Genomic DNA, 15,628 nt, shown 5'->3' with positions numbered 1-15,628 from the left:
GGGCACCAGATCCAAGAGCAGCTTCAAAAGGTTCTTGAGATTCTTCGAATGAAGCCACCGTTTCACGGTGGCTTTTTTCTTGTCCGTTCGAATCATCAAACGGGCAACGCGATCAGGTCGTGCCCCTCGGCGCCCACGATGCGCGCGCGTGTGAACTCCCCCACCTTGAGCGTCTTGCTGATTTTCTCGGGCGGCAGCAGCCGCACGGTGCCGTCGATCTCGGGCGCGTCGGCATAGGTGCGTCCCACGCCGCCCTTGCGCCCCATCGCCGGCGCGGAATCGACCAGCACCTGCATCGTCGCGCCCACGCGCTCCTGCAGCTTGGCGATCGACACCGCCTCGGCCACTTCCATGAAGCGCGCACGGCGCGCCTCGCGCTCGGCCTCGGGCAGCATGCCGGGAATGTCGTTGGCGGTGGCGCCCTCGACCGGACTGTAGGCAAAGCAGCCCGCGCGATCGATGCGCGCTTCGCGGATGAAGTCGAGCAGGTGCTCGAATTCCTCTTCCGTCTCACCGGGAAAACCGGCGATGAAGGTGCTGCGGATCACGAGCTCCGGGCACACCTCGCGCCAGCGCGCGATGCGCTCCAGGTTCTTCTCGCCGCTGGCCGGACGCTTCATGCGGCGCAGCACATCGGGATGGCTGTGCTGCAGCGGCACGTCGAGGTAAGGCAGCACCTTGCCGCTGGCCATCAGCGGAATGACCTCGTCCACGCTCGGATAGGGGTAGACATAGTGCAGCCGCACCCAGGCGCCATAGGGCTCGGCGATCTCGCCGAGCGTGCGCACCAGCTCGAGCATGCGGGTCTTGACCGGCTTGCCGTCCCAGAACCCGGTGCGGTACTTGACATCCACGCCATAGGCCGAGGTGTCCTGGCTGATCACCAGCAGCTCCTTCACGCCACCCTCGAACAGCGCCTTCGCCTCGCTCAGAACGTCACCCACGGGCCGCGACACGAGGTCACCGCGCATCGAGGGAATGATGCAGAAGGTGCATCGATGGTTGCAGCCCTCGCTGATCTTCAGGTAGGCATAGTGGCGCGGCGTGAGCTTGAGGCCCGCCACGCCGAAGCTGTTGGGCACCAGGTCGACGAAGGGATCGTGCGGCTTCGGCAGGTTGGCGTGGACCGCATCCATCACCTCCTGCGTGGCATGCGGGCCCGTGACGGCCAGCACGCTGGGGTGCATCTGCTTGACCAGATTGCCGCCCTGGTCGCCCGTCTTGGCGCCCAGGCAGCCGGTGACGATCACCCGGCCGTTCTCGGCCAGCGCCTCGCCGATGGTGTCCAGGCTTTCCCGGACGGCATCGTCGATGAACCCGCAGGTGTTGACGATCACCAGGTCGGCGCCCTCGAAGGACTTGGCAGTCTGGTAGCCCTCGGCGCTCAGCTGCGTGAGGATCAATTCGGAATCGGTAAGGGCTTTGGGACAGCCCAGGCTCACGAAGCCGACCTTGGGGGCGGCCGTCGTGGCTGTTCGTTCGTGGGAGGCAACTTCGCTCATAGCCTCCTATTGTCCCAGCTATCTGGGACGACAGGTATTTCAGGGACGCTTGATGCCAAAGGCGCCCAATACCTGCTCGGTGCTTTTCTGCATCTGCTCCTGCATCTGCAGGAAGACGTTCTTCGATTGCTCCACGTAGTTGCCCATCAGGCCCTGCAGCATCGGCGACTGCATGCTCATGAAGCGCGACCACATCTCGGGCGTCAGGCCCTCGGCCTTTTCGGCGAGCTGCGCCTGTACCTCGGTCATGGCCTGGATGTTCTTCTCGAGGTAGGGCGCCATGTAGCTCTGCATGGCCTGGCCATAGAAGCGGATGATGTTGGCCAGCACCTGCTCGGTGAACATCGGCGCACCGCCCGCCTCTTCTTCGAGAATGATCTGCAGCAGGATGCTGCGCGTGAGATCGTCGCCGGTCTTGGCATCGCGCACCACGAACTGGGCGCGCTCGATCACCAGTTGCTTGACCTCGGTCAGCGTGATGTAGGTGGACGTCTCGGTGTCGTAGAGCCTTCGGTTCGGGTACTTCTTGATCACACGCTGTACCGGCTTGACCCCGGACTTCTTGCTCTGCACTGCGGACTCCTTCACATGGACGCCCATGTCATCGGATGATTCTAGGGAGCGGTTTTGCTGCATCGCGACAAGGTTTACCCTGACCGCGCGCAACCGGCGGCCGCGCCTTCACTCCGCGGCGGTGGCGTATTCGGCGCCGCAAGCCGCGCAGGCGGCCGATTCGGGCCGCTCCGCCGTCTCCTCGCGGAAGCGCAACGGGCTCTTGTGCCCGTAGACGACCCAGCAGCGCGGGCAATGCTCGTGGCCAGCCGTCGGCAGATAGGCGCGGGCGCGCTGCTCGGCGCGCTCCTGCGTCACCGGCATGCCCTGCCGCGCCGCACGCTCGACCTCCCGCGCCGCCATGGTGTCGAGGCGGCCACCCGCACGGTCGTTGATGCCGTAGACGGCCCGCGCGAACTCGATCGGCGCCTGCTTCATCAGCGCGGCCAACCGCGCCTGCGCGCGCTCGCGATCCACCACGATCGGTCGCGCGCTCATCGGATGATCCCCGAGGGGAAATGAAAAGAAAAAAGGCTCTGCACGGCAGCCAAGTTAGCACAAGAAAATGGCCCGGTGGTTGCCTGTGGCGGCCATCCGAATGGGCGATTGCCACGACGGGAAGCCGGCCGAATGTCCGGTCCGACAGCCCGGCGAATGGCCGATCCAGGGAATGGCGCCCGTTCGGGCCCAGGCAGCTCTGCGAAAAAGATTCTACCCACGGGTAGGATCCTCATTCACCCTCGAGCCACCGCCCCGCCTGGAGCGCCCGGCTCCAGGATTCGGGAAGGACGCATCAGCGTCACGCCGGAATTACGGATGGGATGAAGAGGCAGGAGATGAAGCTTCGGACTTCACTGCAAGGGGGGAGAAGAATCTCCCCAAAATCTCCCGTTGTGCCTGAAGACTGGTCTTCTTCAGAGGGAGATTTGGTAGGCGCGATTGGACTCGAACCAACGACCCCCACCATGTCAAGGTGGTGCTCTAACCAGCTGAGCTACGCGCCTGCGATTGTTTCGAGAAGCTGAAAGTATAGCAGGAGAAATGGCCGTTTCCGGGGCGGCCGCCCCTTTTTCATCGGCGTCGCGCAGATCGAACGCCCGCCACCGCCGTGACCACGTTGAGCACCTGCGCGAGACGCGCCGCATCGGCGATCTCCACGGTGAAGGTCATCCATGCCGTGCCCTTGACCGACTGCGTCTGCACGCCGATCACGTTCATCTTCTCGCGCGCAAAGACATCGGAGATGTCGCGCAGCAGGCCCTGCCGGTCGGCCGCTTCCACGGCGACGTCGACCGCATAGACCGGAGCCTCGCCCTTGGTCGCGCCCCACTCCACGTCGATCACGCGCTCGCCGTCGCGCGAGGCCATCGTGCGGAAGTTGCTGCAATCCACGCGGTGCACGCTCACGCCGTGGCCGCGCGTGACGAAGCCCGCGATGGCATCAGGTGGCGCCGGCTTGCAGCACTTCGCGAGCTGCGTCATCAGCGAAGACACGCCGACCACCAGCACGCCGCCCTTGCCCGCCTTCTCGCTCGCGCGCGGCTTCTTGATCTGCACGCCGTCGTCGGGATTCGCCGGCGGCTCGGGCGGACGCAGCAGCGTCTCGATGTTGCGCAGCGAGAACTCGTCCTTGCCGACCACTTCGAACAGCTGGTCCGCCGACTTGAAACCCAATTGCGATGCGAGGTCCTCGAGCCGCATGGCCGTGCGGCCTTCGCGCTGCAGCAGCTTCTCGACCGCCTCGCGACCGCGCGCCACCGTCTCGTGCGTGATCTGCGCATTGAACCAGGCACGCACCTTGGCGCGTGCGCGATGGCTCGCGAGATAACCGAGTTCCGCATTGAGCCAGTCGCGCGACGGCCCGCCTTCCTTGGCCGCGATCACCTCCACCGTCTGCCCGTTCGACAGCGGCGTGTTGAGCGGCACCATCGCACCGTCGACGCGCGCGCCGCGGCAGCGGTGGCCCAGCGTGGTGTGCACCGTGTAGGCGAAATCGACCGGCGTCGCGCCCTGCGGCAGCTCGACGATCGCCGCATCGGGCGTCAGCACGTAGATGCGGTCGTCGAACAGGCCCTGGCCCTGCAGACCACCCGACAGGTCGCGCTCCCAGGCCAACAGCTGGCGCAGCACCGCGATCTTGGCGTCGTACTCGCCGCTGGCCCACACGCCAGCGTAGCCCTTGTGGCCGGCTTCCTTGTAGGCCCAGTGCGCCGCCACGCCATGCTCGGCGTGGTCGTGCATTTCCTCGGTACGGATCTGGATCTCGATCGGCTTGCCCACCTGGCCGTCGACCAGCGCGCGCACCACCGTGTGCAGCGACTGGTAGCCGTTGGGCTTGGGCCGCGCGATGTAGTCGTCGAACTCCTCGTCGATCGGCTGGAAGTGCGAATGCACCCAGGCCAGCGCGGCGTAGCAGTCCTTCACGTCGGGCACCACCACGCGCAGCGCGAGGATGTCGAAGACCTGCGCGAAGTCGAGCGACTTGCCGCGCATCTTCTTGACGATGCTGTAGATGTTCTTCGGCCGCCCCTGCACGACGGCGCGGATGCCCTCGGAGTGCAGCTCGCTCTCGAGCCGCGAGCGCAACTGCTCGACGTAGCTCTCGCGCTCGATGCGCTTCTCGTCGAGCAGGCGCGCGATCAGCTTGTAAGTTTCGGGCTCGAGGAAGCGGAACGAGAGGTCCTCGATCTCCCACTTGACCTGCCAGATGCCGAGCCGGTTCGCGAGCGGCGCGAACACCTGCAGCGATTCGCGCGCCACGCCCTCGGGCACCGGCTTCTTGCTGGCGGCCGCATAGCGCAGGGTCTGCAGGCGCGAGGCCAGGCGCAGCATCACCACGCGCAGGTCGCGCGAGAATGCCAGCAGCATCTTGCGCACGTTCTCGGTCTGGGCGCCCGCGCCCGCGCCCTCGTTCTGGTGCGCACGCGCCGCCGCGCGGGCCTGCTCCTGCACGCGCACGAGCTTGGTGGTTTCCACCGCCAGCGCCGCGAAGTTGTCGCCGAAGACCTTGGCGATGACTTCCTGCGGACGGTTGAGATGCGAACAGGCATAGACCAGATAGCTCGCGCCCTGCATGGCCTCGGAGCCGCCCATCTTCTTGACGATGGCGGCCACCGCGTCGGCGTGCGCCAGCGCGTTCTCGCCGGTGTCGAGCAGTTCGTCGACGATCAGCGGCTCGGCGAAGGCGCGTGCGCGCGCGAGCATGTTCTCCATCACCGGCGAGCGCTCGGCGGTGGCGGCCGACAACGGATAGTCGACGACGATGCCGTCCGAAGCCGGCATCCCCTGAAGGCTGGAAGACTCGCGCTTCACGCTGCCCTCAATCGAACAGGAAGTCCACGACCACCGCGGCCTGCGCGGGATCGACGAAGGTCGGCGCATGGCCGACGCCCTCGAACTCGACCAGTGCCGCATGGGGGCCGCGCTGCGTCATCGCGGTGACGGTCTCGCGCGACAGCAGGTCGGACTGGGCGCCGCGCGTGACGAGCACGCGCGCCGTGATCGCGTCGTACAGGCTCCACATGATGGCGCCGCCCTGTGCCGCGGCTTCCGGCGTGATGGCACGCAGGCCGACCGCGAGCGCCGGGTCGTAGTGAAGCATCCACGGACCGTCCGTGCCGGCCGGCGCATCGACCTTGGCCGTGCCATCGGCGCTGCGCTGCGAGGCCGGCACGACCATGGGCCGCGTCAGTTCGAGCCATTGTTCGGGCGTGTGCGGACCGAAGCTGGTGGAGATCGCCCACAGCGCGTCGGCCGCCTGCTGCAGGCTGTCGTAACGGCCGCCCTGCCCCACGTAGGCCGCGATGCGCTGGATCGCCGCCGCCTCGATGGTCGGGCCGACGTCGTTGACGACGAAGCGCCGCACCGGTGCCGGCAGCGGCAGTTCCTTGTGGCCGGCCAGCACGAAGCCGATCAGGCCGCCCATGCTGGTGCCCACGTAGTCGAGCGTCTGGATCGGATGCTGCTGTTGGAGCTGGGCGAGCAGCGCCGCCATGTCGCCCGCGTACAGCGGCACCTGGTAGGCCGCCGGGTCGCGCAGCCAGTCGCTGGCGCCGCGGCCCGCCACGTCGGGGCAGACCACCCGCACCCGGCCTTCGGCGCGCGCCACGAGCGCACGGGCCAGCGTGTCGAAATCGCGGCCCTGCCGGGTCAGGCCGTGCACGCAGAGCACCAGGTGAGGGCTGTCCGCGTCGCCCCACTGCCAATAGGCCATGCGGTGGCCGCCGTGGGTGTCGTTGCACGCCACGTGGTGAAGCGTCGGTTCGGTCATGGAAACAGGGCCGTTCTGGTGCGGATAATCTTCTCGTCGCATCCTAATTCATCCGGAGATTCATCTTCATGCTCAAAGGCAAAACCGCTCTTGTCACGGGGTCCACCAGCGGCATCGGGCTCGCCATCGCCAGCTCCCTCGCCCAGCAGGGCGCGAACATCGTGCTCAACGGCTTCGGCGACGCCGAGGCGCCCAAGGCGCAGATCGCCGCGCTCGGCGTGCACGCCGCGTACCACGGCGCCGACATGAGCAAGCCCGACCAGATCGAGGACATGATGAAGTTCGCCGCCGCCGAGTTCGGCCGCGTCGACATCCTGGTCAACAACGCCGGCATCCAGCACGTGGCCAAGGTCGAGGACTTCCCGCCCGAACGTTGGGACGCGATCATCGCGATCAACCTCACGAGCGCCTTCCACACCACGCGGCTGGCGATTCCCGCGATGCGCGAAGCCAACTGGGGCCGCGTCATCAACATCGCCTCGGCCCACGGCCTGGTGGCATCGGCCCAGAAATCGGCCTATGTGGCGGCCAAGCACGGCATCGTCGGCTTCACGAAGTCGGTGGCGCTCGAGACCGCGACCACCGGCATCACCAGCAACGCGATCTGCCCGGGCTGGGTGCTGACGCAGCTGGTGCAAAAGCAGATCGACGACCGCGCGGCCCGCGAAGGCATCAGCGCCACGCAGGCGCAGAACGACCTGCTGGGAGAGAAGCAGCCCTCGCTGCAGTTCACCACGGTGGAACAGCTCGGCGGACTCGCCGTGTTCCTGTGCTCGCCCGCGGCCGACCAGGTGCGCGGCGTGGCCTGGCAGATGGACGGCGGCTGGACCGCGCAGTAGGAAAGAAAAAACACGGGCGGAGCGCGCCAGGTGCCCCGCCCCGCAGCCCTTACTTGAGCTGCACCGATCCCGAGACGTTGACCACCACGCTGGTCTTGCCCGCCTCGATCGGCACCTGCGCGTCGGCCGAGAAGGACTTGGCCGACGCCGCCATCATGCGCGGACGGATCGGTCCGCCGTCGTTCGCATTCACCGACACCTCGCGCAGCGTGTAGCCCGCGAAGCCGAAGTTCTTCGACAGTTCGGTCGCCTTCTGCTTGAAGGCGTCGATCGCGAGCGTCTGCGCCTCGGCCTCGGTCTTGGCGCGCTGCTCGCGGCTCAGGCCGAAGCCCACGTTGCCGACGGTCAGCGTCGTGATGCGGCCGGCCGTCTGGGCGATGCGCGGGAAGTCCCGGCCCTCGAGCACGAGTTCGGCGGTGCCCTGCCAGCCGTTGATCTTGCCCTCGCGCGTGTAGCGCGGCGACAGGCTGAAGTTGCCGGTGCGCACGTCGAGCTGGCCGGCCTGCGCGTTCTTGCGAGCCTCGGTCAGCGCCGCGTCGAGCGCAGCCTTCAGCTGCGTCTGCACGCTGCCGGCATCGGTGCCGTCGCGCGTGGTCACGAGCGTCATGCTCAGCAGGTCCTGCTGCACCTCGACGGTTCCGTTGGCGCTGAGCTGCAGCACGTTCTGCGGCGGCGCCACGACAGCGTTCTGCGCCATGGCCGCGCCGGCCATGCCGGCCCATGCGGCGCAGGCCGCGATCAAGGTGATGGTTCTTTTCAAGATTGGCTCTCCCAGGTTGTAGGTACGTCGACGACGTACGAGAAGAAGACGGGTGCTCGGTGCACCCGCCCTCGCGGCGCGAGCCGTGGCTCGCGCATTGCGCTCAAGGTCGCTGGCTGCGCGGCGCGGGCAGGAGCCGCGCGGCCGGCATCGGTGCCGGCACGATGCGTTCGGCCGGCTGCGATTCTGCCGAATGCGTGGAGATGCCCGGCGTGCTCCACTGCCCGCGCACCTGCTGCCGCAATTCGTACAGCTCGGCCGGCGTAAGGCGCCGTCCCGCGATGGCTTCGCCGCGGCGCATCTCGTCGCGTTGTGCAGCGCGGTGCGCGGCCACCGCAGCCCGCAGATCGTAGCGGCGCCCATCGGCCACCCGAAGGAATTCGGCCGCCGAGATCGACGGCACACAGGCACACGCGAGCAGCAGCAAGGGTGTGGCGGATGAAAGAAATCTCTGCGCAAAAGTCATAGGGCAGAGGCACTGTGCCACCGCCGCGCTTACATCGGATGACTGGACCGCGAGCGGTCGCAAGTTTTGTAACTTAGTGTCAGTCTCAAAGCAAATCCGGCTCAACCGGCTTCCAACACCTTCAGAATCGGCGCTGTTACAAATTCGACGTTGTAGAAATGACTCAAGTTCCCGCTCGCACCGACAAGATCGTGATCGTCGACGACGACGCCCGCATCCGCGACCTGCTTCGCCGCTACCTGACCCAGGAAGGCTTCGAGGTGATCGTGGCCGAGGACGGCAAGGCGCTCAACCGCATCCTGTTGCGCGACACGGTCGACCTGATCGTGCTCGACCTCATGATGCCCGGCGAAGACGGCCTGTCCATCTGCCGCCGCCTGCGTGCCGCCAACGACCGCACGCCGATCATCATGCTCACCGCCAAGGGCGAAGACGTCGACCGCATCGTCGGTCTCGAGGTCGGCGCCGACGACTACCTCGGCAAGCCCTTCAACCCCCGCGAACTGCTGGCGCGCGTGCACGCCGTGCTGCGCCGCCGTCCGCCGCTCGAGGCGCCCGGCGCGCCCTCGACCGAGAACGAGACCGTCACCTTCGGTCCCTTCACCTTCGACCTGGGCTCGCGCACGCTCAAGAAGGACGGCGAGGAACTCTCGCTGACCACCGGCGAATTCGCGATGCTCAAGGCGCTGGTGCGCCACCCGCGCCAGCCGCTGTCGCGCGAGAAGCTGGCCCAGCTCGCGCGCGGCCGCGAGTTCGAGCCCTTCGACCGCAGCCTCGACGTGCAGATCTCGCGCCTGCGCAAGCTGGTCGAGTCCGACGCCGCGGCACCGCGCTACATCCAGACGGTGTGGGGCGTGGGCTACGTCTTCGTGCCGGACGGCACGGCCTGACGCGGCACCAGCGGTGGCCATCGGCCTCCCCTCTGGAAGAGAAGCCCCCCAGGAGGATGGCGCCCAGGTCACGATGCCCAGCCCGCTCGAGGGCGCGGCGCAGCGTGACCGGCGCCCCGGGCTCAAGCTCGGCTTCAGCCTGTTCTGGCGCACCTTCTTCCTGCTCGCCCTCCTGCTGATCGGCTGCACCGTCGCCTGGCTGCAGACCTTCCGCTCGCTCGAATACGAACCGCGCGCGATCCAGACCGCGCACCAGATCGCCTCGCTCGTGAACCTCACGCGCGCGGCGCTGGTGTACTCGGACGCGATCACGCGCGTGTCGCTGATCAAGACGCTGGCCGACCAGGAAGGCGTGCGCATCCTGCCGCGCGAACCCAACGACCGCGTGCAGCCCTACACCAGCGGCGCGCTCGACCAGCGCGTGACCGAGGAGCTGATCGACCAGCTCGGCGCCGGCACCACGGTGGCCAGCCGCGTCAACGACGAGGCCGGCCTGTGGATCGGCTTCACGATCGAGAGCGACACCTACTGGCTGCTGCTCGACCCCACGCGCTTCAGCCGCGTGGGCGGGCGCACCTGGCTGGTCTGGCTCAGCACCGCCATGGCGCTGTCGCTCGCGGGCGCGGCGCTGATCACGCGGCTCATCAACCTGCCGCTCAAGCAGCTCTCGCGCGCCACCATGCAGGTGCGCGAGGGCGAGTACGAGGCGCACCGGCTCGACGAGCGCGCGCGCACCAACGAGATCCGCGCGGTTAACATCGGCTTCAACCGCATGGCCGACCAGCTCGCCAAGATCGAGCAGGACCGCGCGATCATGCTGGCCGGCATCTCGCACGACCTGCGCACGCCGCTCGCACGGCTGCGCCTCGAGACCGAGATGAGCGTGGCCGATGAAGACGCGCGCGACCACATGGCGGCCGACATCGCGCAGCTCGACGCGATCATCGACAAGTTCCTCGACTACGCGCGGCCCGACCATGTCGATCCCAAGCCGGTGCTGCTGCGCGACGTGGTCGACTCCTGCACCTACGCCGTGCAGGACTACGAGGAGATGAGCATCACGGTCGACGTGCCGCCCGACTTGCGCGTGATGGGCGACGAGGTCGAGCTCACGCGCGTGATCTCCAATCTGGTCGAGAACGCGCGCCGCTACGGCAAGACGCCCGCCACCGGCATCGCCGACGTGGTGATCCAGGCGCAGGCGAGCAACGACGCGGTGCTGATCAAGGTGCGCGACCGTGGCGCCGGCGTGGAGCCGGCCCAGCTCGCGCAGCTCACCAAGCCCTTCTTCCGTGGCGATGCGGCGCGCACCTCGGCCGCGGGCGCGGGCCTGGGCCTGTCGATCGTGGCGAAGAACATCGAGCGCATGGGCGGCACCTTCGCGCTCACCAGCACGCCGGGACGCGGCCTCGCGGCGCACATCCGCATGCCGCGCGCGATGCCGGTGCCGCCGCGGCCGGTGCAGCCGCCGGTGCGCAAACTCTGAGAGAAAGAAGAAGTCGCGCGCTCAGCGGTGCAGCAGCACCACGGCGCGCGCTTCCATCGCGCGGCCCTCGCCCACCGGGCCCAGCTTCTCGGCCGTCTTGGCCTTCACGTTGACCTGCTCGCCCGCGATGCCCAGCGTCTGCGCGATGCGCTCGCGCATGGCCGGGATGTGCAGTGCCAGCTTCGGCGCCTGCGCGATCACGGTGCTGTCGATGTTGCCGATCTGCCAGCCCTCGGCACGCACGCGGCGCGCGGCTTCGGCCAGCAGCACGGCCGAGTCGGCGCCACGGAACTGCGCGTCGGTGTCCGGAAAATGCCGGCCGATGTCGCCCAGGCCCGCGCCGCCGAGCAGCGCGTCGGTGATCGCGTGCAGCAGCACGTCGGCATCGGAATGGCCGAGCAGACCCGTGACATGGGGCACCTCGACGCCGCCGAGGATCAGCTTGCGCCCCGCCACCAGCTGATGGACGTCCCAGCCCTCGCCGACGCGGATGTCGAAGGCGCCGCTCATGCGAGCACCTTCTTGCGCGCCAGCAGCAGCGCCTCGGCCAGCGCGAAGTCCTCGGGATAGGTGACCTTGAAGTTCTGCGCGCTGCCCGGTACCAGCAGCGGCGTCAGCCCGACCGCCTCGATCGCGCCGGCCTCGTCGGTCACCGCGTCGCCGGCACGCTCGAGCGCGTCGAGCAGCATGCCGATGCGGAACATCTGCGGCGTCTGCGCGAGCCATTTGTCGGCGCGCGGCAGGGTCTGCGCCACGCGGCTGTCGGCGGTCGACACCTTGAGCGTGTCGGCCAGCCGGTGCGCCAGCAGGCCGCCGACAGCATCGTGCTCGCAGGCCGCGATCAGCGCCTCGATCTGGCTCGGCGTCACGAGGCAGCGCGCCGCATCGTGCACCAGCACCCAGTCGTGCGCCCCGGCGCCCTTCTGCCGCAACGCCAGCAGGCCGTTGCGCACCGAGGCCGCGCGCGTCACGCCGCCCACGCGCAGCAGGTGCTCGTCCTGCAGCGGAAAGAGCGGCAGCGCGGCGTCCACGTCGCGGTCCTCGGGCGCCACCACCAGCGCGATGCCGGCGAAGCGCCCGTTCAGCGCGCGGAAGGCCTCCAGCGTGTGCGCCACCATCGGCGCCCCGGCCAGCCGCCGGTACTGCTTCGGCTGCGGGGACTGCGCATGGCCGGCACGGTGGCCGGAACCGGCGCACGGGATCAGCACGAAGAGGCGGGAAGAAGACATGGTGCGGCAGACGGTCGGCCAGTGCGCCGACAAGCAGAAGAAGGGCCGCCATTCTAGAATCGACCCCATTGCACACCCCTCGCCAGTCGGCGCGGGGTGTTGTGCATTTCCAGCAAGCCTTTATGGACCTCCCCCATCTCACGGCGGGCAAGCGCTTCACGCTGCCGCGCCCCCCGCTGTCGGCCGATGCGCTGCTGCTGGCCCAGCTCGCGCGGCGCGAAAAGTCCGCGGGTCGCGCCACGGCCATGTTCACGGCCGATGCCAACGACGCCCAGCGCCTGATCGACGAGATCGCCTTCTTCGCGCCCGAGCTGCGCTGCGCCCTGTTTCCCGACTGGGAGACGCTGCCCTACGACAGCTTCTCGCCGCACCAGGACCTGATCAGCGAGCGCCTGGCCACGCTGTGGCGCATCAGCCAGAAGGAAGCCGACGTGGTGCTGGTGCCCGCCACCACCGCGCTCTACCGGCTCGCGCCGCCGTCCTTCCTCGCGGGCTACACCTTCCATTTCAAGACCAAGCAGAAGCTGCAGGACGCCAAGCTCAAGGCGCAGCTCACGCTGGCCGGCTACACCCACGTCACGCAGGTGGTGAGCCCGGGCGAGTACGCGGTGCGCGGCGGCCTGATCGACCTGTTCCCGATGGGCTCGCCGGTGCCCTACCGGGTCGACCTGTTCGACGACGAGATCGATTCGATCCGCACCTTCGACCCCGACACCCAGCGCAGCCTCTACCCGGTGCCCGAGGTGCGGCTGCTGCCGGGCCGCGAGTTCCCGATGGACGACGACGCGCGCGCGCGCTTTCGCGGCCGCTGGCGCGAGCTGCTCGAGGGCGACCCGACCAAGAGCCGCATCTACAAGGACATGGGCAACGGCGTGGCCACCGCCGGCATCGAGTACTACCTGCCGCTGTTCTTCGACGAGACGGCGACCGTGTTCGACTACCTGGGCCCCGACACCACCGTGGTGCTGCATGGCGAGCTCGAGCCCGCGTTCCAGCACTTCTGGCAGGACACCGGCGAGCGCTACCGCCTGGTGCGCGGCGATCCCGAGCGCCCGGCGCTGCCGCCCGAGGCGCTGTTCCTCAATGCCGAGCAGTTCTACCAGCGCGTGAAGCCGCATGCGCAGCTGTCGATCCGCTCGACCGCCGACGCCGCGCCCTTCGCCGAGTTCGACACCCTGCCCGCCTTCTCGGTGGTGCGCGGTGCCGACGATCCGCTGGTGCGGCTCAAGGCCCACATCGCCGCCACACCGCACCGCGTGCTGATGATCGCGGAGAGCGACGGGCGGCGCGAGAGCCTGCTCGACTTCCTGCGCGCCAGCGGCGTGAGCCCGCCGGCCTTCGACTCGCTGGCCGAGTTCGAGGCCGCGGCCGACGAGAAGGTCGGCATCGCCACCGCCGCGCTGGCGGCCGGCTTCGCCTGGCGCGAAAAGGGCATCGACTTCGTCACCGAGACCGAGCTGTTCGCCACCGGCAGCACCGGCCGGCGCCGCAACAAGAAGCAGGAACAGGTCAGCGACGTCGAGGCACTGATCAAGGACCTGTCCGAGCTCAACGTGGGCGACCCGGTGGTGCACTCCGCGCACGGCATCGGCCGGTACCGCGGCCTGATCCACATGGACCTGGGCCAGGGCAGCGATGCCGAGGGCAAGCCGCTGCTGCAGGAGATGCTGCACCTGGAGTACGCCGACAAGGCCACCCTCTACGTGCCCGTGAGCCAGCTGCACCTGGTGAGCCGCTACACCGGCGTCAGCGCCGACGAGGCGCCGCTGCACAAGCTCGGTTCGGGCCAGTGGGACAAGGCCAAGCGCAAGGCCGCCGAGCAGGTGCGCGACTCGGCCGCCGAGTTGCTCAACATCTACGCGCGCCGCGCCGCGCGCGAGGGCCATGCGTTCCGCTACTCGCCGGCCGACTACGAGGTGTTCGCCAACGACTTCGGCTTCCAGGAAACCGCCGACCAGAAGGCCGCGATCCATGCCGTGGTGCAGGACATGATCTCGCCGCAGCCGATGGACCGCCTGGTCTGCGGGGACGTCGGTTTCGGCAAGACCGAGGTCGCGCTGCGCGCCGCCTTCATCGCGGTCACCGGCGGCAAGCAGGTGGCCTTCCTCGCGCCCACCACGCTGCTGGCCGAGCAGCACTACCAGACCCTGGTCGACCGCTTCGCCAAATGGCCGGTGAAGGTGGCCGAGATGAGCCGCTTCCGTTCGACCAAGGAAATCACGACCGCCGCCAAGGGCCTGGCCGAGGGCACGGTCGACATCGTGGTCGGCACCCACAAGCTGCTCTCGGAATCGGTCAAGTTCAAGAACCTGGGGCTGCTGATCATCGACGAGGAGCACCGCTTCGGCGTGCGCCACAAGGAGGCCATGAAGGCGCTGCGCGCCGAGGTCGACGTGCTCACGCTCACCGCCACGCCGATCCCGCGCACGCTGGGCATGGCGCTCGAGGGCCTGCGCGACCTCAGCGTGATCGCCACCGCGCCACAGCGCCGGCTCGCGATCAAGACCTTCGTTCGCAACGAGGGCACCGGCGTGATCCGCGAGGCCGTGCTGCGCGAGCTCAAGCGAGGCGGCCAGGTCTACTTCCTGCACAACGAGGTCGAGACCATCGAGAACCGGCGCCAGAAGCTCGAGGAGATCCTGCCCGAGGCGCGCATCGCCGTGGCCCACGGCCAGATGCCCGAGCGCGAGCTCGAGCGCGTGATGCGCGACTTCGTGGCCCAGCGCTACAACCTGCTGCTGTGCTCGACCATCATCGAGACCGGCATCGACGTGCCGACCGCGAACACCATTGTGATGAGCCGCGCCGACAAGTTCGGCCTGGCGCAGCTGCACCAGCTGCGCGGCCGCGTCGGCCGTTCGCACCACCAGGCCTATGCCTACCTCATGGTGCCCGACACCGAGGGCCTGACCAAGCAGGCTGCGCAGCGGCTCGACGCGATCCAGCAGATGGAGGAGCTGGGCTCGGGCTTCTACCTCGCGATGCACGACCTCGAGATCCGCGGCACCGGCGAGGTGCTCGGCGAGAACCAGAGCGGCAACATGATGGAGATCGGCTTCCAGCTCTACAACGAGATGCTCAGCGAGGCCGTGCGCTCGCTCAAGGCCGGGCAGGAGCCCGACCTGCTGTCGCCGCTGTCGGTCACGACCGAGATCAACCTGCACGCGCCCGCCCTGCTGCCCGACGACTACTGCGGCGACGTCCACCTGCGGCTGTCGTTCTACAAGAAGCTCGCCACCGCGAAGAACCCCGACCAGATCGACACCCTGCTGGAGGAGATCGTCGACCGCTTCGGCAAGCTGCCGCCGCAGGCCCAGACCCTGATCGACACCCACCGCCTGCGCGTGCTCGCGCGGCCCTACGGCGTGGTCAAGGTCGATGCGGCACCGGGCGTCATCAACATCACCTTCAAGAAGGATCCGCCGGTCGATTCGATGGCGATCATCCACCTGATCCAGAAGAACAAGCACATCAAGCTGGCCGGCAACGAGAAGCTGCGCATCGAGCGCGAGCTCAAGGAGCCGAAGGAGCGGGCGCAGATGGTGCGCGATGTGTTGCGCAGCCTGGGGCAGCCGCTGGTCAAGGAAAGCCCCACGGCCGTCGTATAAGTGCCAGCCACTTATATAATTGCCGA

At 68.2% G+C, this 15,628-nt stretch carries 13 protein-coding genes and 1 tRNA gene; 4 read left to right on the top strand and 10 right to left on the bottom strand.

The window, feature by feature from the left end:
* Window positions 1–95: 95 nt before the first annotated feature.
* From rimO to AC07RV_RS08380, 6 genes are all read right to left on the bottom strand, one after another.
* Window positions 96–1,502 (bottom strand): 30S ribosomal protein S12 methylthiotransferase RimO, encoded by a 1,407-nt coding sequence (gene rimO, locus AC07RV_RS08405; protein WP_208510880.1) that lies wholly within the window; start codon window positions 1,500–1,502, stop codon window positions 96–98.
* A gap of 39 nt (window positions 1,503–1,541) precedes the next feature.
* Window positions 1,542–2,102 carry a polyhydroxyalkanoate synthesis repressor PhaR gene (gene phaR, locus AC07RV_RS08400; RefSeq protein ID WP_057591651.1) on the bottom strand — a complete coding sequence of 187 codons (561 nt, stop codon included), beginning with the start codon at window positions 2,100–2,102 and terminating at the stop codon, window positions 1,542–1,544.
* 81 nt (window positions 2,103–2,183) lie between these two features.
* A complete protein-coding gene (locus AC07RV_RS08395; protein WP_093342281.1) occupies window positions 2,184–2,552 on the bottom strand; it encodes a hypothetical protein in 369 nt (122 codons plus the stop codon).
* A gap of 429 nt (window positions 2,553–2,981) precedes the next feature.
* Window positions 2,982–3,058, bottom strand: a tRNA-Val gene (locus AC07RV_RS08390).
* A gap of 67 nt (window positions 3,059–3,125) precedes the next feature.
* Window positions 3,126–5,336 (bottom strand): RelA/SpoT family protein, encoded by a 2,211-nt coding sequence (locus AC07RV_RS08385; protein WP_444814122.1) that lies wholly within the window; start codon window positions 5,334–5,336, stop codon window positions 3,126–3,128.
* 37 nt (window positions 5,337–5,373) lie between these two features.
* Entirely contained in the window at window positions 5,374–6,324 is a 951-nt protein-coding gene (locus AC07RV_RS08380; RefSeq protein WP_296776590.1) for an alpha/beta fold hydrolase, read from the bottom strand.
* A gap of 68 nt (window positions 6,325–6,392) precedes the next feature.
* On the opposite strand from AC07RV_RS08380, the gene AC07RV_RS08375 reads away from it, so the two are divergent.
* Window positions 6,393–7,163 (top strand): 3-hydroxybutyrate dehydrogenase, encoded by a 771-nt coding sequence (locus tag AC07RV_RS08375; protein ID WP_296776593.1) that lies wholly within the window; start codon window positions 6,393–6,395, stop codon window positions 7,161–7,163.
* 49 nt (window positions 7,164–7,212) lie between these two features.
* Here the strand turns inward: AC07RV_RS08375 and AC07RV_RS08370 are convergent, their stop codons facing one another.
* Window positions 7,213–7,923: an SIMPL domain-containing protein gene (locus AC07RV_RS08370; protein WP_296776597.1), complete on the bottom strand. Its 711-nt coding sequence runs from the start codon at window positions 7,921–7,923 to the stop codon at window positions 7,213–7,215.
* Between the two features lie 103 nt (window positions 7,924–8,026).
* Window positions 8,027–8,350, bottom strand: coding sequence for a hypothetical protein (locus tag AC07RV_RS08365; RefSeq protein ID WP_296776599.1), 324 nt, complete (start codon window positions 8,348–8,350; stop codon window positions 8,027–8,029).
* Between the two features lie 197 nt (window positions 8,351–8,547).
* Here AC07RV_RS08365 and ompR point away from each other — a divergent pair, with 197 nt between their 5' ends.
* Both ompR and AC07RV_RS08355 read left to right on the top strand, forming a co-directional pair.
* Complete coding sequence (gene ompR, locus AC07RV_RS08360; RefSeq protein WP_093342288.1) at window positions 8,548–9,279, top strand: osmolarity response regulator transcription factor OmpR; 732 nt, start codon at window positions 8,548–8,550, stop codon at window positions 9,277–9,279.
* Window positions 9,280–9,352: 73 nt separating this feature from the next.
* A complete protein-coding gene (locus AC07RV_RS08355) occupies window positions 9,353–10,765 on the top strand; it encodes a sensor histidine kinase family protein (RefSeq protein WP_093342290.1) in 1,413 nt (470 codons plus the stop codon).
* A gap of 21 nt (window positions 10,766–10,786) precedes the next feature.
* Here the strand turns inward: AC07RV_RS08355 and ispF are convergent, their stop codons facing one another.
* Together ispF and ispD are read right to left on the bottom strand one after the other, a co-directional pair.
* Complete coding sequence (gene ispF, locus AC07RV_RS08350) at window positions 10,787–11,275, bottom strand: 2-C-methyl-D-erythritol 2,4-cyclodiphosphate synthase (RefSeq protein WP_296776604.1); 489 nt, start codon at window positions 11,273–11,275, stop codon at window positions 10,787–10,789.
* Window positions 11,272–11,994: a 2-C-methyl-D-erythritol 4-phosphate cytidylyltransferase gene (gene ispD, locus AC07RV_RS08345; RefSeq protein ID WP_093342490.1), complete on the bottom strand. Its 723-nt coding sequence runs from the start codon at window positions 11,992–11,994 to the stop codon at window positions 11,272–11,274. Before ispD ends, ispF begins: the two co-directional genes overlap by 4 nt.
* 122 nt (window positions 11,995–12,116) lie before the next feature.
* Here ispD and mfd point away from each other — a divergent pair, with 122 nt between their 5' ends.
* Window positions 12,117–15,602, top strand: coding sequence for a transcription-repair coupling factor (mfd, locus tag AC07RV_RS08340; protein WP_296776609.1), 3,486 nt, complete (start codon window positions 12,117–12,119; stop codon window positions 15,600–15,602).
* Window positions 15,603–15,628: the final 26 nt, after the last annotated feature.

The sequence above is a fragment of the Variovorax sp. GW821-FHT09B01 genome, assembly GCF_059418345.1.
The sequence above is the reverse complement of the archived record's forward strand: the minus strand, read 5'-3'. Positions and strand labels throughout refer to the sequence as shown.